The organism is Cohnella mopanensis, from assembly GCF_022352055.1.
GTDB classification, from domain to species: Bacteria; Bacillota; Bacilli; order Paenibacillales; family Paenibacillaceae; genus Cohnella; species Cohnella mopanensis.
The window spans coordinates 406,800-428,945 of record NZ_JAKRWM010000010.1 but is presented as its reverse complement, the minus strand read 5'-3'; the positions used below and the strand labels follow the sequence as shown (position 1 = coordinate 428,945).

Below are 22,146 nucleotides of genomic sequence, written 5' to 3'. Positions count from 1 at the left end.
CTACAACAAGGTTATGACAATATAGAGGTGAATGGCCATTCAGAGCGTTGGCCTTTGCAGTCGTGAAATTTCCTCATTATGAGTTTATAAATTCAAAATTTCATGAATGCAATAGCCACCGGAAGGAGATACATGTCCGGCCAAAACTAAAATCGATAACGAAATAAGACAAGGGACTTGCCATCGGTCATTGAAATGACTTATGAGACAGCCTCTTTTGGACTCATCATCCGGTTCGAGAAAAATACATTGCATTAGAAATACATCCTCCATCGTTCACATTCAGTTCATATAAGTGCTTTAACATTCCTAAGTAATCAGTTACTTAGGAGGAATCGCAATGGATCGCATAAATACAAAGAAAATGCAGCCAAACAATGGCGATTGGGCAGTTGAAGCTAGCGGCCTCGTCAAATCGTTCGGCGACAATCGAGCGGTGGATGGCGTAGACTTGAATGTTCGTACGGGTTCGATCTACGGCGTGCTTGGTCCGAATGGAGCAGGCAAGACGACCACCATCAGAATGCTGGCGACCCTGCTTCGGCAGGACGCGGGCACGGCGAGAATTTTCGGACACGATGTGGTGAAGGAATCGCAGATCGTCCGTCAATTGATCGGGGTAACCGGTCAGTACGCATCCGTCGACGAGTCGCTCAGCGCTACAGAGAACCTGATTATCTTTTCCCGCTTGTTAGGGCTAGGGCGCACGGAAGCTAAGAAGAAAGCAGGTGAGTTACTGGAGGAATTCGGCTTGACGGAGGCGGCGAAGCGGCCGCTCAAGAACTTCTCCGGCGGTATGCGACGCCGGCTGGATCTGGCGGCAAGCCTCATTGCGCAACCGCCGCTTATCTTCCTTGACGAACCGACGACCGGATTAGACCCGCGCACGCGTGCACAAATGTGGGATACGATCCGTCGTTTGGTGAAGACGGGTTCTACCGTTCTATTAACGACGCAGTACCTTGATGAGGCTGATCAACTGGCTGACCGGATCGCGGTTATCGATCATGGCCGAGTCGTCGCCGAGGGAACGGTGGATGAACTGAAAGCATCCGTCGGCACTTCGTCATTGCATCTGAGAGTCCAAAATCAGCAAGACATCGAGGCCACCCGTCGAACGATAGAACAAGTACTTAAAGTCCAGTCTACCTTGTCGTCGGAAGCCGGCAAGCTTACCGCACCGATGGCTAACGCAGACCTTGTTACCGACTTGCTAATCGCCCTACGCGGGGCGGGAATTCGCTTGGACGAGGTAAGCGTGCAGAAACCGACCCTCGACGAGGTGTTTCTAACGATCACAGGCCATGGCGTAAAAGAAAACTCATCACAGACATCGGATGAATCAAACAAAGCGGAGGTGGCAAGAGTATGAACAGTACTGCAATTAAACCCGGCGCCGAGCGCCGACTGAAGAACCACACGAGCTTCGGCCAGTCCGTTCGCAACTCGTTGACGATGGCCTACCGAGGGTTATTGAAAATTCGACGCACGCCGGAGCAACTGTTCGACGTGACCCTCCAACCTATTATTTTCACCCTCATGTTTACTTATATTTTCGGAGGTGCCATCTCCGGCGACGTGGCGAGCTACTTGCCCGTTATCATTCCCGGAATTCTCGTGCAGACCGTGATCACGACTTCCATCGTTACTGGCGTCCAGTTGCGGGAAGATATGGATAAAGGCGTGTTCGACCGATTCAAGTCGTTGCCTATCGCGCGCATTGCGCCGTTGGCGGGGGCTTTGTTGGCAGACACCGTCCGTTATACCATTGCGACCGTACTCACTTTTACGATGGGATTTATTATGGGTTATCGGCCGGAAGGCGGACTGGGAAGCGTCGCGATCGCAGCGCTGCTTGTCATTGTATGTGCTTGGGCCATCAGTTGGATTTTCGCGTTCTTCGGCGTGATCGCCCGTACCGCTTCAAGCGTACAGGGAATATCGATGATCGTGCTGTTTCCGCTCACGTTTCTATCCAACGCGTTCGTTCCGGTTGACACCATGCCTAATTGGCTTCAATGGTTTGTGAACATCAATCCGATCTCGCATCTCGTCACTGCCGTCCGGGATCTTGCCAACTCGGGTACCGTAGGATGGGACCTTGGCATCTCGCTTATCGGGGCGGCTGTTATCGTGGCGATCTTCGCACCTATAACGGTACGTGCTTACATGCGTCGGACGTAATGCTTTCCGCGATCGAGCTTCCGTATTAAACAAGAAACGACACCGAACTTATGGCAAGTTCGGTGTCGTTTTTTATTTTCGGAATTATTTAATGGAGGCTTCGTAAATGTCCTGAATGGATCTGGATAGCATTGCGTTAAACTCATCGTCCGTCTGTCCTGCGGTGAGTCCTTCCGACAAGGCACGCGAGAAACTAGCGATCAAGCCGTGATTACGTGCCAGTTTTTCATTGGCTTCCGCTTGCGTATAACCGCCCGACAAAGCTACAATTCTTACAACATGAGGGTCATCCATTAAATCGTTATAGAAATTGTCTACCGTCGGTATGGAAAGTTTAAGCATGACTCTTACGTCTTTGTCGAGGGTGGATAAATGAGTGAAAATTTCGTCTTTTAATATTTTCTCCGAAGTTTCCTTATCCGCGCTGTGAATATCGACTTCCGGTTCGATAATGGGGACTAGCCCCAGCTCAGCAATCTGTTTGCCGATGGCGAACTGCTGTTCGACGACTTGTTTGATTCCGGAAGGATTCGCTTCCTTAATAACCGAGCGCATCTTCGTCCCGAATATGTTTCGTTCAACCGCGCGTTTAAGCAAGTCGTTCAAACCGGAAATGGGCTTCAAGAGCTGAACCCCGTTGGCAAGGTCGGCGAGCCCTTTATCGACTTTCAGAAAAGGAACGATACCTTTCACGTTCCAAAGATAATCGGCGGTAAGCTGCCCGTCGATGGAACGATCCATCGTGTTTTCGAATAAGATCGCGCCCAGAATGTACCGGGAGTCAAACGCGGAGCTTTTAATAATACGCGTTCTCATCTCATGCACTAGCGCATACATCTCATCTTCATTGGAATAGCTGTTTTCTTGAATGCCATACTGCAGCAGTGCCTTAGGCGTACTTCCGCCGCTTTGATCCAAGGCTGCGATAAAGCCTTTTCCCGTACGGATTTTTTCTAATTGTTTCGTATTCATGGATGTTTCTCCTTCCTTCTAATGGACTGAATGACATCTTGAATCTTATTTATTATAACACTTATACTGAAAAACCATTGTAGTACTGTATACATAGTTAGACTGTGTCTTTCAGCTATTTATTGGAACAGGAGTTTGTTTGTCTTGGACTAGACTGTTCAATCAGCCGAATGATATGATGGTAAATGGGTGAAGCAGACGATGAACAACGAGACAACAAACGAAGAAATCGAAAACAACCAAGCAACCAACGAAGAGAATTTTGCCGAGCTTGTGAAGGCTGTCCATCATAACGGTCTTGTTGCTTTAAGGCAGCACTTCGACAACGTCGAAGCTCGAGTAATGAACCAAGAAATCTATGGTCCGGTTTTTGTTTTTCAAGTAAAGGATGATTCGGATAACGGATATGCTTGCGGCTTTTTCCTCCGCGAGTTGGTCGCGAAGTTTCAGTCGGGCAACGATCCGGCGCAATGGATGGCTTCATTCTTCATCGAGTTGATGAAGACCGAAGGGGGAAGAGGGCTTCCCAAGCCACCGGAAAGCGAAGAAGAGGCCAAAGCTATCATCGACAAGGTGTTGGTTCCGCAATGCATAGCGGCAGTTCAGGAAGAATTCGCTCCGGAACAAGTGCATGCAGGACTGGACTGGAACGAAGAGCACGGGGCAGTGTTCGAAGCCGGGTTTCCGGAAATACGGGATGGCAATAACGTGTGTGCTTATCCTCTTCATCTGTTGTATACGCAATTACTTCTGAATAGAGATCCTGCCGACTTGCTCCTTCAAGGCATGTACAAAATCCGTGAAGAACACGGAATGGATTAATCGATTTTAAGCAGCCCGCATAGGGCTGTTTTTATTTTTTTGGAATGGTGAAATTTGAACGTCTGGAATATCTCTTCGCCGTCACACATAAATTGATAAGGAACTTTTTTCGAGAATTTGTCCCATTTGAATCAAGCCTTATATTTCTGACCCAATAGTCGGGTCTTTTTTTGTAAGTTCGACATATCCTATGGAGGGATTAATATGGCAGACATGACTACCATTTCAGGTTTTATTGAAGTGTTTCGTCTGCCCGTTATTATGAGCCTTATCGGAGGATTAATTGGCCATTTTGTAAAAAACGGTACGGTCGAGTTACCGAAGATCGTTATAGAATATGAGGTAAACGAAATCGAATTGTCGCACAATCGTTTGTTAGCGTGGTTCCAAAGAATTTACCGATTTATTTTTTTTATTCTAGGTTATAGAAAGAAAAGCAATGAGACAAAAAGAGTGTTTTTTGATTTAGGGTTTTTAGGGGATTTGTTAATTGCGATTGGAACGGGGGTTTTGGCAAAAACGGCTTTAGCTCTTGCAGAAACAGATAATGATTTTGCAGTCATTAGTAGTGCCCTATTGGCGGGATATGCGGGGCTTTCCTACTTAAAGGGGAAGGCGAATGAAGAATTATCGAAAACCGTTCCCGAAGAGGTTGTTGGAAAAGACGAGATGGATTAGCGGGAAGGAGAGTGTTTAGTGGTACGTAAATCCGTAAAGGTTACTTCAGAGGAAATGCTGGAGCTCAAGAAGTTGGCAGAGATTATGAAGAACCCTCAATTGCCAATGTCTCAACGTCGGATCGCGAAATCACAATACGAATCGATTATTAAATTTGCTAAGTACCAGAATCGTGCCGCAGTGTCATTTCTTTAAGTTAATCGCTACAGACATAAATAAGAGCAGGAGAATTTTCATTTCTCCTGCTCTTATTTGTGTACCAAGTTTTATTATTTTCAAGCCAGTTTCGAACCAAGCCGCTTCACTTTATCCAGCCATTTGGCACGCAATTGCTCTGATGAAGGCTTGACCGGGCCGATCTCGGTTACACGAACGGGCGTGATTCCGCAAAATTGAAGGATATTTCGTTTCATGACGTTATGACCCGCACGCTTGTAGATTAACCTATTGTACCAGGACGGGGTGTCCGACGTGACGATGAGATGGGCGGTCTTGCCCTTCAAGAGTTTATCCCAAAGGGAGGAGTTGTCACGGTATTTGAAAGCGAATCCGGGCAAAAAGACGCGGTCGATGAAGCCCTTGAGAATAGCCGGCATCGCCCCCCACCATGTCGGATAGACGAAGACAAGGTGGTCGGCCCAGCGGATGAGTTCCTGTGCTTGCTTTAAATCTTCCTCCAGCTCCGTTCTTTGGCGATAACCGAACCGTAAGTTCGGATCGAAGTTGATCTTGCTGAGGTCGATCTCCCGAATTTGAACCTTAGTATCCTCCGTAGCCCCTTTCCGATAAGCGTCGGATAGGGCCGAGCTGAAGCTTTGCGAATCGGGATGGCCGGTAATAACGAGTATATTTGATTTCATTCCATGTTCCTCCTCTGATCGTAGCCGTGATAAAATGTTCGTGCGAGACTATTATCAGCATAGAGCGATTTTGAACATAAAGGTATGATCGACCGCGCACAGATGTTGCTTATTCGCGCAAAGGAGGAGAAGGAGTTGACGAACCAAGGAATCGCCATCTCCATGGTTTATCCAATCATGAAGTCCATCGTTCATAAAGGCTATGATGTGGAACAGTACTTCCGATACGCTTCTTTCGATTCGAGCCTGCTGCAGGACGTCGAGGCACGTATAACAGGAGAGCAATTGGAGAGGTTAATGATCGCGGCAGCGACCTTCACGCAAGATGAGCATTTCGGTTTGCGCCAAGGCCAGATTACGGAGTTCGCCGACATGGGCATTCTTGGCTACGTGATGCTGCACTCCGGTACGATTGCCGACGCGCTGGCAGCTTATCAGAGATACAATGTGATTCTGTGCAGCGGATTTAACCTGGATTGGGAAGCTAGAGGCGAGGATATTGTGATCCGGATGTTCTTGCAGCATCCCGGACGAATGTCCCGCCATTGCGTAGAGGATATGGCAAGTTCGTTGTGTCGGATAATGATGAGGCTTAGCAACAGAACCGTTCCCCTGCATGAGGTTCGATTCACGCATGACGCGCCAGTCGATACTACCCCCTACGCGGAGGCATTCGGAACGGTTCCCCGGTTCGGCGGGGATGAGAATCACTTGCGCATGAGCAAGGACGTGCTGAACTACCCCGTTATGTATTCCGATCCGAAGCTGTTGGGCGTGTTCGAGGCGATTGCTCAAGAGACGAAGATGGGTTTGACCCGGGAGAGCGATTTCTCGGATCAGGTCGTACGGTGGCTGAAGCAATGCTTACCTTCCTTCTTGCCTACCTTACAGCAAACGGCCGAATCGTTCGGGATGAGCACGAGAACGATTCAGAATAGATTAAAGGAAGAGGACACGACCTATATCGACTTGGCTACGCGCGTACGCAAGGAAATGGCGATGGGCTATCTGAAGAAAAAAGAATATTCTGTCGGAGAGATCGCCTACGTGCTGCATTTTTCCGAACCCAGCGCATTTCAGAGCGCTTTTAAAAAATGGACGGGGTTAACTCCAGGACAGTACCGGGCGAACGCCAAGCATCAACACGCCGAGGCAAGTCATTGATGCGAGAGCGATAAATCTGTTGCTCCGGCGTAAGACAGACCTAAATGAACAGCTGCCACTTTCTACTTATAGCGATCCGATCACGTTCGAACTGAAAATCAACCGGAAAGCCACCTTTTAGGTGGCTTTTTCACTCGTTACGATTTAGACGTTTTTCTTTTGAGAGGTCGCCCCAAAAGGTTAGTTCCGACTACCCCCGCTATAATCATCGCCGAGCCGATGACAGCATATATCGTCATTTCTTCGCCGAGAACGATGACCCCCGCGAGGATAGAGACGATAGTCGACAGATTGCTGAATACGCTCACTTTGGAAGCTTCTAATTTGGACAAAGAGTAATTAGCCGCTAGCGCCGTCAGAAGCGAGGATAACACACCTAGATAACCGATCGAGGCGATAAACGTTCCGCTGCCGAGCGGCTCGAGCAGACGATCAAACGTACCGTCGGCAGCATGATCGGTAAGAGATGCAACTAGAAAGGTAACGAAGCCGATTCCAAGCATCAGATAACTGATCTCGACCGAGCTGAAGGATTTCATGAGCGAACGCGCTAATATGCTGTACCCGGCAAAGGCCAAACAAGACAAAATCAGCAGCATAATCCCCGTCATATTCGACAATTCGATGTTGCTGCCCTTCATCGTGAAAATAAACACAACGCCGAATACCGACAGGAAGATCGATAGCTTCTGCAGATGAGTTGTCGTTTCCTTCAAAAATAAGGATGCCAGCAGCATCGTCATTATTGGCGTAAAGGCGAACAAGATCCCTCCCTCCGAAGAGGTGGCTTGCTGCAGCCCGAATATTTGAAAAGTAAAAAAACCGAGAGGGTACATCGTAGCTAGCAATAACGCCAGCAATATAGGCTTGCCGCGGTAGTTCAGACGAATGCGACCGAGCACCACCGGAATCGACATAACGGCGAACGAAAGGGCAAATCGGTACATAAGTGTATCAATGGGGCTGGCGTGTTCGAGCGCGATCTTCGTAAACAAAAACGAGAAGCCTACGATGACCGCGTTCAATATTGCGGATAAATAGGCAAGTGTTAGTCCCTTTTGGTTCATGGCGGTTATCTCCTCACTTTGGAAGTAGGGTACGCGTATGGCGAACCTCATTCCGTTCTATAGCAAGGATAGGACGATATCGTTGTTTCAACAATATCCGATTGTGAGAACTGTATCGATACAGTTGAATCGTTCATGTATAATCAATTGTGAGGAAAAGAGGTGCGCATGAAAAAATATTTGACTATCCTATCCGACATAGAGCACAAAATTAGGGAGGGCCAATATCGATCAGGCCAGAAGCTGCCATCCGTCCGCGATGCAGCGAAGATTTACGGATGCAGCATTAGCACTGTCGTACGTGCCTATGTGGAATTGGAGCAGCGCCATGAGATCTATTCGATATCGCAAAGCGGCTATTATATAGTCGACAAACCGGGAGATCGGCCAGCTGACACGGAGAACAAGATCATCGATTTTGCTTCGGCGTTGCCGGATATCGATTTGTTTCCGTATTTGGATTTTCAACATTGTTTAAACAAAGCGATTGATACCTATAAATACCACTTGTTCACCTATGGCGATCCGAAAGGGCTGGAGAAGCTGCGTTATACGCTTGTGTCCCATTTGGCTGGAGATCAAGTATTTACCCATGCAGAACGGATTGTGGTTACATCCGGCGTGCAGCAGGCGTTGGAGATTTTGGCGAAAATGCCGTTTCCGAACGGAAAATCGGTCATCTTGGTCGAACAGCCCAGTTACGACATCTACTTGAGATTTCTCGAGGCGGAAGGCATTCCGGTGTGCGGAATCGCCCGAACGGCGAAAGGGATCGATTTGCGGGAATTGGAAATGACGTTCAAAAACGGGGACATTAAATTTTTCTACACGATGTCGAGATACCACAATCCGCTAGGTACATCGTATAGCGCGGCTGAGAGGAAAGCGATCTCCAAATTAGCCAGCAAATATGACGTATACGTCATCGAGGACGATTATATGGCCGACTTGGGTGAGGAAACGGGCTTCGACCCCATTCATTCCTATAGCGAAACATCGCATGTCGTCTATTTGAAAAGTTTTTCCAAAATCATATTCCCCGGTTTGAGGCTGGGTGCCGTCGTGCTTCCGGAACGCTTGTTGAAGACGTTCCTATCTCGCAGAAGAAGCTCAGATACGTCATTACTCTCTCAAGCCGCACTCGAAATTTATATCAAGAATGGCATGTACGAGCGGCACAAGCGCAAAATAAGCAGCGAATACGCGGCGAGAATACGTGCCTTGAACGAGGCCATTCAGCAATATAATGAAGTCGGGTTAATCGAAGTATCTAACGTTAGCTCGGGCATCTATATGCAGTTCAAGCTTTCGCCAACGGTTAACTTAGAACGCCTGACGAAACGTCTTGCATCAAGGGATATCACTGTCGCATCCGGTAAGGGATTTTATTTTGCGGATTACTTGGAGCGGGAGAAATTTCTGCGTATCAGCATTTCAAAGGCGCAGCCGGAACAGATTAAGGCAGGAGTTAAGGCGATCGTTGAGGAAGTCGGGCGGGAAAGTATCGAATAGAGGAGCGGTATGAAATGAAACGAATTACCATCTTGATCGCGGATGACGAACCGGAAATAGCGGATTTGATCGCGATGAATATCGAGAAGGAAGGCTACCATGCCATCAAGGTATTCGACGGGAAAGCTGCAGTACAGGCGTTTCAAGCCCATTCGATCGATCTGGCGATCTTGGATATTATGATGCCCGAGCTGGATGGACATGAAGCGACACGACAAATTCGGGAGCACTATCGGGTGCCGATCATTTTTTTGAGCGCGAAGGCGTCGGATTTGGATAAAATAACCGGACTCATCATGGGCGCCGACGATTATATGACCAAGCCGTTTAACCCGCTGGAGCTGGTAGCCAGGGTGAAGGCCCAGCTTCGCCGTTCGATGCTTCTGAACCAGCCTTCGCCCGAGAACAAATCTCTTCTGGAAGTGGGGGGACTGATTGTAGATCCGGATAATCGCACGGTAACGCTATTCGGTAATCCCATCGTCCTGACGCCTAAGGAATTCGACATTTTATATTTGTTGGCTAGCCACCCCAACAAGGTGTATAGCGCGGATAATATTTTTCAGCAGGTATGGGGCGACGCTTACTACGAAAGCGGGAATACGGTTATGGTACATATCCGAACGCTTCGGAAGAAGCTTGGGGAGGATAAGGACAAGTATATTAAAACGATATGGGGAGTAGGGTACGCGTTCAATGCTTAAGCGCAGACACAGCTTTCGGTCGAAAATGCTGCTGCTGTTCGGACAAAGTATGCTCCTGTCCGGAATTCTGACCTACATGCTCTATAAAGGCCTTCAGATCTATTATCATGAGCATGTCCGAGCGGAAGATGCCATCGTTCGTTTGCGCTTTATCATGAATAACGTCGGGGACGTCAACTTTTTTATGATCGTGTTCGTGCCGCTAGCGATCTTGTTTTTCTATTTGCTGACCAGACCGTACGTTTCCTATTTCGATAAAATTTCCCAAGGTATTCATCGCCTGGCCAATGGCGATTTTACGGCCCGCGTGAAGCTGGACTCGGGCGATGAGTTCGATTCCATTGCGGAAGATATCAACCGTGCCGGAGAGAAATTAAGAAGTGCCGTGGAACGGGGGGATTTCGCGGAGAGCAGCAAAGATCAACTGGTATTGAACTTGGCGCACGATTTGCGCACGCCGCTTACTTCCGTATTGGGATATTTGGATTTCATTTTGAAACACGATCAATTAACGGTTGAACAAGCGAGGCACTATACGACGATTGCTTATACGAAATCCCGGCGATTGGAGCACCTGATCGAAGAACTGTTCGAAATTACCAAAATGAATTACGGTATGCTTCCCGTCGACAAAAAACCGCTTGATCTCAGCGAGCTCCTTCATCAATTAGTCGAAGAGCTTTATCCGATAATGGAGAGCAACGGTTTAGTAGCCAGATTAAACATTCCCCCTCGTACGATGGTGACAGGAGATGGAGCGTTGCTCGCCCGCGTCTTCGAGAATCTTCTGTCCAACGCCGCTCGATACGGCAAGGATGGGCAATTCGTCGATATTGCAGGTAAACTTGAGACTGAAGCCGTAGTTGTGCAGGTCGTTAATTATGGACATCTCATTCCGGAGGAAGAGCTGCCGTATCTCTTCGATATGTTTTACACCGGAGATCAGGCGCGAACCCACCAAGGAGGCAGCACCGGTCTAGGATTGTTTATCGCTAAAAACATCGTGGAGCAACATGGCGGAACGATAACGGCCGAAAGCAGCTTAACCCGGACGAGCTTTGAAGTTCGCTTGCCTATTCAGTCATGATATTTATAAAAACTTAAAGTTTATCCCACTTCTTTATTAATCTAATTTCTCTAACCTAGAAGTACATAAGGTAAGGGAGAGGCTGACGTTGAAGAAGCGGGATATTTGGTTTGTCGTTCTAACGGCATTATTCGTCGGTTATTTATATGGATTGGTCAAAGTCATACTCTTTAAATTCGGCACGGTCGATATTTCTTTCCTTGGATCTCAGCTTCAAAGGGTTATTGAGAATCCCGGCCAAATCGAGAATCGATTAAGTATGGCCAATTTCACCCCGTTCAAATCGATCAGCCAAAACATGAATAGGCTATCGAATCCGCATGATCAACTTAATCTCTTCGGAAATATCGCGATATTTTTACCCTTCGGATTATTCGTCGGGGGGATGGCCAAACGTAAATTCGTAGGCGTTTTGTTTTGTTCGCTAGGGATGAGTTTAAGCCTGGAATGCGCGCAAATCATCTTCTCGATGGGCAGCTTCGACGTGGACGATCTCATTCTGAATACGGCTGGCGGCGTACTTGGATACGGTATATATAAAATCATAAGTAATAAATAAGTCCATAATTATATGACGTTATTGGTAGTTGGATCATACGGAAAGCTCATCTTATTGATGGGCTTTCTTTTTTGGTTTATACTTCTAATTGATAATCACTCTCAATTAGAAAGGTGAAGGGTTGAAACAATCGGAGAAAATAGAAGATGCCGTTAGTCTGCTGAATGCGTTAAGAAGGAAAGGATAGATTTCGGTGAAATTGAGCGACCAAATCATGCTGTGGAATCACGTCTCGATTCGGGTTATGGATATACGTCACTCGATCATGGGGCATGGGGAGCAATTGCGCTCCTATCCATTACCGTCCAGCGCATTTCTTTATATTAAACGCGGCAGCGCGCATGTACGGTTGGATGGGACGCCTATTCGTATCAATCGTTTCGATGTGCTGCATGGCGGTAAAGGACTATGCCTAGATATTACCGCTGAAGAGATTCTTGAGTACTATATGATTCTATATAAAGCGACAATGCCATTGCCGTGCCGTCAAGAGCTCTTGAGGCTTATGGACAAAGAGAATCCGTTTCAAATGTACTATCACTTTACTCCGCATTATCCGATCTTCTTGTTTGACAAAGCCGAGGCAATGGATAAAGAGTGGCAACGATCGGATCCGCTCGCGAAATTGAACGTCAAGACGTTGTTCTATCAATTCGTGCATGAGCTATTGGGACAATTGCATCATCAGGGTGTCAATTCTATCAAGCCGGATTTGGTGATGCAAGCCGTTCGCTATATCCACGAACATTACAGCGAGCATGTGACGCTCGAATCTCTGGTCGAGATGCTGGAGTGCAATTCCAGACAGTTTCTGAGGATGTTCAAGAGTCGGAAGAATACGAGTCCGATCGATTATTTAATTCGCGTCCGCATGGATAGAGCGAAGGAACTTCTGCGCAATACGGAGCTTACTTTAAAAGAAATCGCAGAGAACGTCGGATATTCCGACAGCTATTATTTTAGCCGCATCTTCAAGAAAGTTGAGGGTGTCTCCCCGACAAGCTTCAAAGAGAAAGCCAACGCAAGGAGTACAAGTCGATATAATCCATCCTACATGTCGAGATATCCTATTGTTGTAAGAAAACTTCGACGTTATATTGTTAATGACGATGATAATCATTATCAATACAATGGAGAAGGAGATTTACCTATGTTCAGAAGATCCAAACCATCTATGGCGGCAACCATGGTCCTTTGCCTCGCTTTAATGCTGAGCGCATGCGCGTCAGGTTCGACAAATTCGAATGCCTCTAACGGGGGGGCAGCATCACCGAGCAACAATGTGACGACGCCGGCTCAGTCGGCTACTCCATCCTCCGAAACCGAAGCGCCTCGCATCATTAAGCATGCGATGGGAGAAGAAACTCTTACAGGCACGCCTGAACGCGTCGTTATTCTCACTAACGAAGGAACCGAGGCTTTGCTGGCGGTCGGGATCAAGCCAGTTGGCGCAGTCCAGTCGTGGATTGGCGAGCCATGGTACGATCATATTAAAGATGAGATGCAGGATGTCGCCGTCGTTGGCGATGAATTGCAACCGAATATAGAACTTATCGCCAGCCTAAAGCCCGATCTGATTATCGGGAATAAAGTCAGACAGGAAAAAGTATATGAGCAATTGAAGCAGATTGCACCTACCGTATTCGCCGAAGATTTAGGCGGGGACTGGAAAATCAACTTCAAGCTTTACATGGAAGCAGTGAATAAGAAAGAAGAGGGCGAGAAGGCGATGGCCGCCTTTGACAAACGCGTTTCGGACGTCAAAGCCAAGCTTGGAGACAAAGCCGCTACTCAAGTATCGGTTGCGCGCTTCTCCGCATCGCAAGTACGAATATACCAGAAGCAAACCTTCTCCGGAGTATTATTGAGCCAACTGGGATTTGCTCGTCCTGCTTCGCAGGATAAGGATTCCTTTATCGAGGTTATGACCAAAGAAACGATTCCTAGCATGGATGGAGACGTACTCTTCTACTTCGTAACGGAAGCCGCAGGCAAGACAGATGCGTCCAAGGTAGTGGATGAATGGATGAACGATCCTTTATTCAAAAATTTGAACGTATCCAAAAACAACAAGGTCGTAAAAGTCGATGAAGCAGTTTGGAATTCTGCCGGCGGTTATAAAGCAGCGAATTTACTTCTGGATGAACTCGTTTCCTATTTCGAAGTGGAGTAGACTCGCTTAGTTCATCCGCAAGCTGACGTCACTAACAACAGACGTCAGCTTGTTTATGATTTCAGCGGCAAGGAGGAGAAGAATATGGCATTAGGGATGGAAAACCGCAGGCGGAAGCTGTATGGTCTGGCATTCGGCGTCATTTTGCTGCTTATCAGCATGGTAATCAGTATCTTATTCGGACTTCATCGATTCGATATAAACGACTTATGGCAAGCTTATCGTCATTTTGATGGTTCCAATGAACACCTTATTATTACGACCACGCGCGTACCCCGAGCGCTAATCGCCGCAGCGGTAGGAGCTAGCCTCGCTATCGCAGGTGCGATCATGCAAGTATTGACGAAGAATCCGTTAGCTTCGCCATCCTTATTCGGAATTAATTCGGGAGCGGTGCTATTTATCGTGATCGGACTGGCTGCATACGGTTCATCGCTTACGATGAGCGGCATGATCTGGATCGCTTTCGCAGGAGCGGCGATTACCTCATTATTCGTGTTTACGTTGGGCGTTCAAGGAACAGGGGGATTTGACTCGATAAAGCTTACGCTAGCCGGGGCTTCCGTTGCCGCATTCGCTTCCTCTATTACATCCGGAATAATCCTCATTAATAAGGATTCGCTAGATTCCGCTTTGTTCTGGATGGTCGGCTCCGTGTCCGGAAGGAAATTGGATCATCTCGTGATCGTTGCTCCGTATTTGGCCATAGGCTTGCTCATTGCGTTACTTCTATCGGGATCATTGAACGTAATGGCACTGGGAGATGACAGTGCCAAGAGCTTGGGGCAGCGCATGATGCTCGTGCGAATGCTGTCGGCGCTTGCCGTCGTTCTGCTTGCTGGCAGCGCTGTGTCTGCGGCCGGTCCCATCGCTTTTGTCGGACTTATCGTTCCGCATCTTTGCAGATCCATTGTCGGGAACGATCATCGCTGGTTGCTGCCCTATTGCGCTCTTTCAGGTGCGGTGCTGCTTGTGATAGCGGATATCGTATCTCGGTTCGTCCTTATGCCGAAGGAAGTTCCCGTAGGCGTCACGACAGCTCTGATTGGCGTCCCATTCTTGATTTATGTGGCGAGAAGGAGGAGACATGCTTAAGTATAGTACGGCAAAATCTATCGTAATCCTAAGCTCGCTCTCTCTTCTCCTGGCTGCTTTATCTTTTTTATGTCTATCCATAGGCGGAGTGCGTATCCCGATCAAGGAAGTTTTCCTGTCGCTCGTGGGTAACAACGGTGAGAGCAGCGACTTAATCGTCATGCAGTTCCGATTGCCGCGAATCGTGGCAGCCCTATTAATCGGCGCTGCATTGGCGGTATCCGGCGCTTTACTTCAAGGGGTCATTCGCAATCCGCTAGGATCACCGGATTTACTGGGAGTGACTGGAGGAGCTTCGGTTGCGGTGGTCGCCTTCATGACCCTATTTACGGGATATAGTATTCATTGGGTTCCGGTAATCGCGATCTGTGGCGCATTCATCGTTGCCTTTACTAATTATGCGCTCGCTTGGAAAAAAGGGATATCCCCCTTCAGGCTTGTGCTTATCGGTCTGGGGATATCGACCGCGATGGGCGCGCTTACGCTTTTCTTGCTCATTAGCGGACCCGCATATCTAACGGCGCAAGTACTGAACTGGATGACAGGAAGTATCTATGGAACGAATTGGACGTACATCCAAGCTCTTTGGCCATGGATCGCCGTGTTCATTCCTTTATCCATGGTGTTTGCGAAAGATTTGAATGTTCAATCGTTGGGAGAAGAAGCGGCTATTGGGCTGGGAGTTCGGCTTCAGCTTAGTCGCATGGCGATCTTGTTCATTTGCGTCGCGTTAGCCGGGGCTGCGGTGGGGATAGCGGGAACCCTATCGTTCATTGGGTTATTAGCACCGCATATTGCTAGGAAACTTGCAGGCCAATCCTATCCTATACTCATACCGGTTTCTGCGTTTATAGGCGCAATAATTTTACTGTTGGCAGATTTGGCTGGAAGAACGCTTTTTCAACCGCTCGATATTCCGGCGGGAATCTTCACGGCAGGAGTGGGAGCACCCTTTTTTATGTATCTGTTGTTCAAACGTAAAGCCGTTTAGCAGTAAGGTGGACTATGATATACTGTATATCAAGTATACAATTTCGGTAGGCATGGGAACGGGTTTGGAGGATAGCGAGCATGCGGAATAACGATCAACAGGATGACGAAGTATTTAAGTGTTTACCGAATGGGGTTAAGCTCAGTTGGGGATTAGGGAAACAACCGAAGAGAGGTCCCAAAGGAGAACTAAGTATCCCCAAAATCGTCAATGCGGCAATCGCTATCGCGGATAAGGATGGACTTTCCGCCGTCTCGATGAATCGGGTTGCCGGCTCCTTGGGGTTTACGACGATGTCGCTCTACAGATACGTTTCCAGCAAAGAAGATTTACTTCAACTCATGCAAGACGCCGTGTGCGAGATTCCGATTCCGCCGGAGAAGATCGAATCGGATTGGCGTGCAGAGTTAAGGGAGTATGTACAAGCTTGTATTGAAGTGTTTCGCATCCATCCTTGGTTCGGAGATATCCCGGTTACCGGCATTCCCCTAGGACCTAATAATTTGCTCGTTATCGACTGGGCGCTAAGGGCGTTACGCCATTTTCCGCTGAACGATTATGAAAAAATGTCGGTAATCTTGCTACTAAGCAGTTACTCTCGGTCAAGCGGAATCATTCAACGGGACATCGAACGAGCTATCCGGGCGGGAGCAAGCGAAGATTCCGTGAGCGGAGTTCACTATAGCGCGGCTCTTAAGCTACTTGTTACGCCGGACCGCTTTCCCTATTTACACCCGCTCATCCAGTCCGGAACCTATACGGAGGACAACGCAAACGAGAATACGGTAGGCAACGATTTCGATTTCGGTCTGGAGCGTATCCTGGACGGCATAGAACAATATCTGGTCACGAAAACGCCGGGCAAATAAAAAGAGAACAGCGGTTAGGCTTGTGCCTAATCGCTGTTCTCTTTTGTTTGCCTTATCGCCGTCCGGCTTTCCGTTGGAAGGCGATGAGGCACCAGACGATGGAGATAAGGAGGAGGATCGAGCACCATCCGATTGCCCACCAAGCGTTGTCCTGAATCGGAGTTCCGGTAAGCAATCCGCGAATCGATTCTATGACTGGCGTAATGGGCTGATGATTCGCGACTCCTTGCAACCAGGAAGGCATCGTGTTCGTTTGGACGAAGGCGCTGGACAGGTAGGGCAAGAATAGTAAAATGAACCCGTATCCGCTCGCCGCGGACGGACTGCCCGTCATTAAGCCTATCGCGGCGAATAGCCAAGTGAACGTCAGAATGAACAGAACGATCATGCCTAATGCAGCTAACCATTCCAGTGCGTTAGCGGAAGGCCGAAAACCGACGGACAACGCGACTCCAATAACGACAGCAGTTGCGAGCAGATTACGGGTAAGGCTGGCTACGACATGCCCCGTGACTACGCTTAGGCTGCGAATCGGCATCGTTCGGAATCGGTCGATGATTCCGTTCGTCATGTCATGGGCAACGTCGACAGCTGTACTGGCAGATCCGAATCCGGCACAGAGAAGAATGATTCCCGGGACAACGTAATTCACGTAATTTCCGCTAGGATCGAGTGCCCCGCCGAATACGTAAGTAAACAACAACATAAGCATGACCGGAAGCAGGATGGCCATGAGTAAGGCCTCGGTATTTCGCATGCTGAGACGGAGGCTTCGGCCGATGAAGACGGCGTTCGTCACCCAGAAGGGAGTCAACTTGGTTATAGGGCGGTGCGTTGTCATGAGAAGGCACCTTCCAATTCTTGAGTAGATTTTTTGGCAGTCAGGGCAAGGAATACATCATCCATGCTCGGCTTGCGAATGCGTACCTTTGTTTCCTGAGGGACCTTAAGGATGAGTTCATTCAGCGCACGACTGATATCCTGGATACTTCCTGTCGTCGGGAAAGCTTCGATCAAATTCTCATCCTCGTTATACAGCTCGATCACCTCTCCGCCCAAGCGTGCTTTCAACTCCCCGGGCGTCCCGGTTGCCACGATTCGACCGTCGGCGATGACGGAGATCTTATCCGCCAGTTGATCCGCTTCTTCCAAATACTGAGTCGTGAGAAATACGGTAATGCCTTGCTCCTTCAATTGAAGGATGATTTCCCACAGGGCGCGCCGACTAATCGTATCCAGTCCCGTTGTCGGTTCATCAAGGAACAGCACTGGCCTACTGGTCACTAGGCTGATCGCAAGATCGAGTCGTCGGCGCATCCCGCCGGAATAAGTTTTGACGCGTTTCTTAGCTGCTCCCGTGAGATCGAAATGCTGTAGCAGTTCGTCCGCTCGGACACGGGATTCCAGGGCAGTGAGTCCGGACAGCCTGCATATCATTCGCAGGTTCTCCTCGCCTGTTAAGGCATCATCGACCGCCGCGAATTGCCCGGTAAGGCTGATGGATTGCTTGACTTGGAGTTTGTCGGTAACGACATCGTAACCCGATACCCGGACAGAACCTTCGTCGGCGGCGACCAGCGTCGATAGGATGTGGATCAACGTTGTTTTCCCGGCGCCATTGGGGCCGAGCAGCGCATAAACGGTGCCGGACGGAACGGAAAGATCAATTCCATTTAGCACGACGTGGTTGCCGAATTTTTTGCGTAAACCTTTAACTTCGATAGCGGGCTTACTCATGGTTTTCCTCCTCTTATTATCCTTTAATAATTGTATGCGACATAAACAGTATATGTAATACACAGTTAAAATACAACAAAAAAATGGAATGTCGACGAATGTTTTGTTGCGAATAGGAGATGGAATCCGAAGCGACGATTGAACGGTCTTCCATAATTCTCTCATTTTGGAATATGATATAATCAGGCAGATATTTAGTGTTTCTAGAACGGATACACTTGTGATTTCGGGAGGTGCGGGATGATAGAGACTATCCTTCTCGTAGAAGATGACCGATCCATTAGCGAGATGGTCATGAACCATTTGAATATGGAAGGGTACCGGGTAGTTACGGCTTTCGACGGAGAAGAAGCTAAATCGCTTATTCTCGGTAACGAGTACGATCTGATCATGCTCGATCTTATGCTGCCGGGCTTGAGCGGTATGGACTTGCTTCAGGTGGTTAGGCAGAAGAGCTGGGTTCCCGTCATTATCGTGTCCGCCAAGAACGGCGATATAGATAAGGCGTTGGGGCTAGGATTCGGTGCAGATGATTATATGGCTAAGCCGTTTTCTCTTATTGAGTTAACCGCTCGGGTTAAGGCAGCGATACGACGCTCGAAGATAACGAAGCAGTCCGATGCGTACGACGGGGATAAGGCGATTCGCCTTTTCGACCTCGTCATCGATTCGGATAATTTCTCCGTAACCAAGAACGGGAAGGCGATTAAGCTGACAGCCAAGGAATTTGCCATAATGCATCTTCTGGCTACCCATCCGAACCGGGTGTTCACGAAAGCGCAGTTGTACGAGCGCATATGGAACGAACAATATTACGGAGACGAGAACGTCATTAATGTGCATATGCGCAGGCTCCGCGAGAAAATCGAGGATGATCCTTCCTGCCCCCGGTACATCAAGACGTTATGGGGAATCGGCTACAAGTCGGGTGAGATATGAAATGATCTATTACCTATTAGGGTTACTGCTTCTTCTGTCTCTAGTTATGAATATCGTGCAATTCAAGGCTAACAAAGAACGGAATGCAAGCCTCGGATATATAAGCGACAAATTGAATGGAATCGTATCGGATCGGTCATCCGAGCGTTTGCTGCATGTGACGGCGGAACCGGAGCTTAGAGAGCTGCTGATCGGAACGAACAAGTTGCTGGCTTACAATCACGAATTGATTTCCGACGGGGCTAGAATGAGCAATTCCATGAGAAGGATGTTGTCCAACGTATCCCATGATTTGAAGACTCCGTTAACGGTCGTGCTTGGCTATATTGAGACGATCAGGTTGAATCGGAATTTGAGTTCCGATGATCGGGATGAGATGCTGTCCAAGGTGCAGTCGAAAGCATTGGAAGTGCTGGCGTTGATTAACAAATTTTTCGATTTGGCGAAGCTGGAGTCCGGGGATTGGCAGTTGGAGAGAAGAAGAATTCATATAAACGAGATTTGCCGGAACAGCATGCTCGCTTACTATGATCTATTAACGGGTAAAGGGTTCGAGGTGCCAATTGAGATTCCGGAAGCACCCGTCTTTATTTACGCGGACGAAGAAGCCGTCAGCCGAATCTTGGACAATTTGCTATCGAATGCAGTTCGATACGGTTACGAAGGCAACGTCGTTGGGTTAACCCTCCGACAAGATCAGGAGTTTGTATTTATCGAGGTGTGGGATAAAGGCAAAGGAATTCAGGAAACCGAAATGGACAAGGTATTCGAAAGATTGTACACGCTGGAGGATTCCAGAAGTTCATCTTCCGAAGGAAGCGGTCTCGGGCTTACGATCGCCAAGCGGTTAACCGAACAGATGGAAGGGCAGATCAGCTTGGAGAGCCAACCCCACGAGCGGACGGTCTTTACTGTGCGATTCGCCCTATTAAAATACGAGTACGGTTCAGCATAGATAAAGTAAGAATCTCTTAAGATTCGAGTAAGAGAAAAGATCAATCCCCCTGGTAGGATTAGAAGCAGGAATAAGAAGCAGGGAGGAAACCAGTCCATGAGTTATGTTCTGAGGACACATCATTTAACGAAAGTTTATGGCGGGAAAGAAGTCGTATCGGATGTCAGCATGAACGTTAAGAAAGGCGAGATTTACGGATTTCTGGGACCCAATGGCGCGGGCAAAACGACGATCATGAGGATGATGACGAATCTCGTGAAGCCGACTAGCGGAGAAATCGAGATTATGGGGGAGAAGTTAACGCACTCCTCGTACGAAGTGTTGAAGAGAATGGGCAACATGATTGAAAATCCCGTGTTTTACGATAAAATGACGGCCCAGCAAAATCTGGAGCTGCATTGTGAATACATGGGTTATTACAACAAAAACGCGATCGGAGAAGCCTTGAAGCTGGTTAACTTGAGCAACGTCGAACGTAAACCCGTCAAAGAGTTTTCTCTCGGCATGAAGCAAAGGTTGGGGATCGCCCGGGCCATTACGACGAAGCCGGAGTTGCTGATCTTGGACGAGCCGATTAATGGCCTTGATCCCGTAGGGATTCGCGAGCTGAGGGATTTATTCCTCATGTTAAGCAAGCAGTACGGCATAACCTTGTTGATCTCCAGCCACATTCTGGGAGAGATGGAGCAAATCGCGGATACGATCGGCGTTATTCGCGCCGGAAAACTGGCGGAAGAGGTGTCGATGGACGCGATTCGTGGCAAAAATACGGAATATATCGAGTTGTATACTTCGGATGCTACGAAAGCGGCTTTCGTGTTGGAGAACGTATTGCATATCTCGAATTTTCGGATAACGGAAGGTAGCGGGGTACTGAGGATTTACGATTTGAAAGTGCCCCCGAGCGAGTTGACCCGCAGCTTGATCGTTAACGGAGTGCCCGTGGATTCGATTAATCGGAAAAATCATTCTCTTGAAGATTATTTCATGGAATTGATCCAAGGAGGCGACCGTCATGTTGCATCTCGTTAGACTGGAGCTGAGAAAAGTAAAGCTTGGCGGCATTGTCAGGACTTCAGCGTTGACCTTACTGGGAGTTCTAGGGTTCGTACTGCTTATCGGATCGGATGAAGCCGAAGGATTCAAAAACTACGAAGAGGCGCTAACGATCATAGAGATGCTCGTCCGAATCGCGTTCATCATTTACGCCTCGGTGCTGCTCTCGAAGCTCGTCGTGGAGGAGTATCGCAATCAGACGATGGCGCTCCTGTTCACTTATCCGATCAGCCGTAAAAAGCTGCTTCTCGCCAAGCTGCTCATCGTCGGAGCGATTACTTTCGCAATGGTTGTCATCGGCACTGTTCTCGTCTCCGTGGGATTTTATCTCTTCAACGAGAAGCTGCACTATTTCGCCGCCCCTTTGACGACCGACATCGTGAAGACGCAGGCGATACATCTCGTGGTCAACGGGATTGCCTCCGCGGGCATGGCTTTAGTTCCGTTGTTTTTCGGGATGCTGCGGAAATCCGTCCCGACCACAATCGTTTCTTCCATTCTCATCGTGGCTCTCGTTAACGCGAGTAATAATGGATCCTCATTGGGGGAGAATATTGCGGTTCCCATTACGTTAGGGGTTATAGGTTTCTTCGTTGCCTACTTGTCCATTCGTAACGTCGAGCATGCGGATTTGTAACCCAATCATAAGTAAGAGATTCAAGCGATCGCTTGAGTCTCTTTTTTCGTCGATGCGTGGTCTGCTTGAACTGCGGGATCATGTA

23 protein-coding genes are annotated in these 22,146 nt (G+C 48.2%); 18 read left to right on the top strand and 5 right to left on the bottom strand.

From position 1 onward, the window contains the following. Positions 1–340: 340 nt before the first annotated feature. Positions 341–1,372: an ATP-binding cassette domain-containing protein gene (locus tag L3D05_RS17875; protein ID WP_239617662.1), complete on the top strand. Its 1,032-nt coding sequence runs from the start codon at positions 341–343 to the stop codon at positions 1,370–1,372. Beyond that, positions 1,369–2,184 carry an ABC transporter permease gene (locus L3D05_RS17870; protein ID WP_239617661.1) on the top strand — a complete coding sequence of 272 codons (816 nt, stop codon included), beginning with the start codon at positions 1,369–1,371 and terminating at the stop codon, positions 2,182–2,184. The genes L3D05_RS17875 and L3D05_RS17870 overlap by 4 nt, the downstream gene beginning before the upstream one ends. 84 nt (positions 2,185–2,268) lie before the next feature. Here L3D05_RS17870 and L3D05_RS17865 read toward each other — a convergent pair whose 3' ends face one another. Then, positions 2,269–3,156, bottom strand: coding sequence for a fructose bisphosphate aldolase (locus tag L3D05_RS17865; RefSeq protein ID WP_239617660.1), 888 nt, complete (start codon positions 3,154–3,156; stop codon positions 2,269–2,271). Positions 3,157–3,357: 201 nt separating this feature from the next. On the opposite strand from L3D05_RS17865, the gene L3D05_RS17860 reads away from it, so the two are divergent. From L3D05_RS17860 to L3D05_RS17850, 3 genes are all read left to right on the top strand, one after another. Beyond that, positions 3,358–3,978: a hypothetical protein gene (locus L3D05_RS17860; RefSeq protein ID WP_239617659.1), complete on the top strand. Its 621-nt coding sequence runs from the start codon at positions 3,358–3,360 to the stop codon at positions 3,976–3,978. 204 nt (positions 3,979–4,182) lie between these two features. After that, a complete protein-coding gene (locus tag L3D05_RS17855) occupies positions 4,183–4,656 on the top strand; it encodes a hypothetical protein (protein ID WP_239617658.1) in 474 nt (157 codons plus the stop codon). An 18-nt stretch (positions 4,657–4,674) separates the two neighbouring features. Continuing rightward, positions 4,675–4,851, top strand: coding sequence for a hypothetical protein (locus L3D05_RS17850; RefSeq protein WP_239617657.1), 177 nt, complete (start codon positions 4,675–4,677; stop codon positions 4,849–4,851). Between the two features lie 80 nt (positions 4,852–4,931). Here L3D05_RS17850 and L3D05_RS17845 read toward each other — a convergent pair whose 3' ends face one another. Continuing rightward, positions 4,932–5,516, bottom strand: coding sequence for an NAD(P)H-dependent oxidoreductase (locus L3D05_RS17845; RefSeq protein WP_239617656.1), 585 nt, complete (start codon positions 5,514–5,516; stop codon positions 4,932–4,934). Positions 5,517–5,651: 135 nt separating this feature from the next. Between L3D05_RS17845 and L3D05_RS17840 the strand changes: the two genes are divergently transcribed. Continuing rightward, positions 5,652–6,680 carry an AraC family transcriptional regulator gene (locus tag L3D05_RS17840; RefSeq protein ID WP_239617655.1) on the top strand — a complete coding sequence of 343 codons (1,029 nt, stop codon included), beginning with the start codon at positions 5,652–5,654 and terminating at the stop codon, positions 6,678–6,680. 137 nt (positions 6,681–6,817) lie between these two features. Here L3D05_RS17840 and L3D05_RS17835 read toward each other — a convergent pair whose 3' ends face one another. Next, positions 6,818–7,747 carry a DMT family transporter gene (locus tag L3D05_RS17835; RefSeq protein ID WP_239617654.1) on the bottom strand — a complete coding sequence of 310 codons (930 nt, stop codon included), beginning with the start codon at positions 7,745–7,747 and terminating at the stop codon, positions 6,818–6,820. 168 nt (positions 7,748–7,915) lie between these two features. Between L3D05_RS17835 and L3D05_RS17830 the strand changes: the two genes are divergently transcribed. The 8 genes from L3D05_RS17830 to L3D05_RS17795 all read left to right on the top strand — a co-directional run bounded on the left by L3D05_RS17830 (position 7,916) and on the right by L3D05_RS17795 (position 16,737). Further along, positions 7,916–9,259: an aminotransferase-like domain-containing protein gene (locus L3D05_RS17830; RefSeq protein WP_239617653.1), complete on the top strand. Its 1,344-nt coding sequence runs from the start codon at positions 7,916–7,918 to the stop codon at positions 9,257–9,259. Between the two features lie 14 nt (positions 9,260–9,273). Continuing rightward, positions 9,274–9,963 carry a response regulator transcription factor gene (locus L3D05_RS17825; protein ID WP_239617652.1) on the top strand — a complete coding sequence of 230 codons (690 nt, stop codon included), beginning with the start codon at positions 9,274–9,276 and terminating at the stop codon, positions 9,961–9,963. Next, positions 9,956–11,050 (top strand): HAMP domain-containing sensor histidine kinase, encoded by a 1,095-nt coding sequence (locus tag L3D05_RS17820; protein ID WP_239617651.1) that lies wholly within the window; start codon positions 9,956–9,958, stop codon positions 11,048–11,050. The genes L3D05_RS17825 and L3D05_RS17820 overlap by 8 nt, the downstream gene beginning before the upstream one ends. 88 nt (positions 11,051–11,138) lie before the next feature. Then, a complete protein-coding gene (locus L3D05_RS17815) occupies positions 11,139–11,609 on the top strand; it encodes a VanZ family protein (protein WP_239617650.1) in 471 nt (156 codons plus the stop codon). A gap of 193 nt (positions 11,610–11,802) precedes the next feature. Continuing rightward, positions 11,803–13,782, top strand: coding sequence for an ABC transporter substrate-binding protein (locus tag L3D05_RS17810; RefSeq protein WP_239617649.1), 1,980 nt, complete (start codon positions 11,803–11,805; stop codon positions 13,780–13,782). 84 nt (positions 13,783–13,866) lie between these two features. Next, positions 13,867–14,877 (top strand): FecCD family ABC transporter permease, encoded by a 1,011-nt coding sequence (locus L3D05_RS17805; protein WP_239617648.1) that lies wholly within the window; start codon positions 13,867–13,869, stop codon positions 14,875–14,877. Beyond that, complete coding sequence (locus L3D05_RS17800; protein WP_239617647.1) at positions 14,870–15,868, top strand: FecCD family ABC transporter permease; 999 nt, start codon at positions 14,870–14,872, stop codon at positions 15,866–15,868. The genes L3D05_RS17805 and L3D05_RS17800 overlap by 8 nt, the downstream gene beginning before the upstream one ends. 80 nt (positions 15,869–15,948) lie before the next feature. Next, a complete protein-coding gene (locus L3D05_RS17795; protein ID WP_239617646.1) occupies positions 15,949–16,737 on the top strand; it encodes a TetR/AcrR family transcriptional regulator in 789 nt (262 codons plus the stop codon). A gap of 52 nt (positions 16,738–16,789) precedes the next feature. Here L3D05_RS17795 and L3D05_RS17790 read toward each other — a convergent pair whose 3' ends face one another. Next, positions 16,790–17,578, bottom strand: coding sequence for an ABC transporter permease (locus L3D05_RS17790; protein WP_239617645.1), 789 nt, complete (start codon positions 17,576–17,578; stop codon positions 16,790–16,792). After that, entirely contained in the window at positions 17,575–18,474 is a 900-nt protein-coding gene (locus L3D05_RS17785; protein ID WP_239617644.1) for an ATP-binding cassette domain-containing protein, read from the bottom strand. The genes L3D05_RS17790 and L3D05_RS17785 overlap by 4 nt, the downstream gene beginning before the upstream one ends. Before the next feature lie 243 nt (positions 18,475–18,717). Between L3D05_RS17785 and L3D05_RS17780 the strand changes: the two genes are divergently transcribed. The 4 genes from L3D05_RS17780 to L3D05_RS17765 all read left to right on the top strand — a co-directional run bounded on the left by L3D05_RS17780 (position 18,718) and on the right by L3D05_RS17765 (position 22,061). Continuing rightward, positions 18,718–19,413 carry a response regulator transcription factor gene (locus L3D05_RS17780; RefSeq protein WP_369417991.1) on the top strand — a complete coding sequence of 232 codons (696 nt, stop codon included), beginning with the start codon at positions 18,718–18,720 and terminating at the stop codon, positions 19,411–19,413. A gap of 1 nt (position 19,414) precedes the next feature. Continuing rightward, complete coding sequence (locus tag L3D05_RS17775; protein WP_239617642.1) at positions 19,415–20,368, top strand: sensor histidine kinase; 954 nt, start codon at positions 19,415–19,417, stop codon at positions 20,366–20,368. 96 nt (positions 20,369–20,464) lie between these two features. Continuing rightward, positions 20,465–21,400: an ABC transporter ATP-binding protein gene (locus L3D05_RS17770; RefSeq protein WP_239617641.1), complete on the top strand. Its 936-nt coding sequence runs from the start codon at positions 20,465–20,467 to the stop codon at positions 21,398–21,400. Beyond that, positions 21,384–22,061 carry an ABC transporter permease gene (locus L3D05_RS17765; protein WP_239617640.1) on the top strand — a complete coding sequence of 226 codons (678 nt, stop codon included), beginning with the start codon at positions 21,384–21,386 and terminating at the stop codon, positions 22,059–22,061. The genes L3D05_RS17770 and L3D05_RS17765 overlap by 17 nt, the downstream gene beginning before the upstream one ends. Positions 22,062–22,146: the final 85 nt, after the last annotated feature.

Coding starts and splice junctions, on each gene's coding strand:
- L3D05_RS17875 (WP_239617662.1), top strand. CDS start 341: ATGGATCGCATAAATACAAAGAAAATGCAGCCAAACAATGGCGATTGG.
- L3D05_RS17765 (WP_239617640.1), top strand. CDS start 21,384: ATGTTGCATCTCGTTAGACTGGAGCTGAGAAAAGTAAAGCTTGGCGGC.
- L3D05_RS17870 (WP_239617661.1), top strand. CDS start 1,369: ATGAACAGTACTGCAATTAAACCCGGCGCCGAGCGCCGACTGAAGAAC.
- L3D05_RS17855 (WP_239617658.1), top strand. CDS start 4,183: ATGGCAGACATGACTACCATTTCAGGTTTTATTGAAGTGTTTCGTCTG.
- L3D05_RS17775 (WP_239617642.1), top strand. CDS start 19,415: ATGATCTATTACCTATTAGGGTTACTGCTTCTTCTGTCTCTAGTTATG.
- L3D05_RS17845 (WP_239617656.1), bottom strand. CDS start 5,516: ATGAAATCAAATATACTCGTTATTACCGGCCATCCCGATTCGCAAAGC.
- L3D05_RS17830 (WP_239617653.1), top strand. CDS start 7,916: ATGAAAAAATATTTGACTATCCTATCCGACATAGAGCACAAAATTAGG.
- L3D05_RS17770 (WP_239617641.1), top strand. CDS start 20,465: ATGAGTTATGTTCTGAGGACACATCATTTAACGAAAGTTTATGGCGGG.
- L3D05_RS17865 (WP_239617660.1), bottom strand. CDS start 3,156: ATGAATACGAAACAATTAGAAAAAATCCGTACGGGAAAAGGCTTTATC.
- L3D05_RS17860 (WP_239617659.1), top strand. CDS start 3,358: ATGAACAACGAGACAACAAACGAAGAAATCGAAAACAACCAAGCAACC.
- L3D05_RS17800 (WP_239617647.1), top strand. CDS start 14,870: ATGCTTAAGTATAGTACGGCAAAATCTATCGTAATCCTAAGCTCGCTC.
- L3D05_RS17795 (WP_239617646.1), top strand. CDS start 15,949: ATGCGGAATAACGATCAACAGGATGACGAAGTATTTAAGTGTTTACCG.
- L3D05_RS17790 (WP_239617645.1), bottom strand. CDS start 17,578: ATGACAACGCACCGCCCTATAACCAAGTTGACTCCCTTCTGGGTGACG.
- L3D05_RS17835 (WP_239617654.1), bottom strand. CDS start 7,747: ATGAACCAAAAGGGACTAACACTTGCCTATTTATCCGCAATATTGAAC.
- L3D05_RS17805 (WP_239617648.1), top strand. CDS start 13,867: ATGGCATTAGGGATGGAAAACCGCAGGCGGAAGCTGTATGGTCTGGCA.
- L3D05_RS17825 (WP_239617652.1), top strand. CDS start 9,274: ATGAAACGAATTACCATCTTGATCGCGGATGACGAACCGGAAATAGCG.
- L3D05_RS17820 (WP_239617651.1), top strand. CDS start 9,956: ATGCTTAAGCGCAGACACAGCTTTCGGTCGAAAATGCTGCTGCTGTTC.
- L3D05_RS17785 (WP_239617644.1), bottom strand. CDS start 18,474: ATGAGTAAGCCCGCTATCGAAGTTAAAGGTTTACGCAAAAAATTCGGC.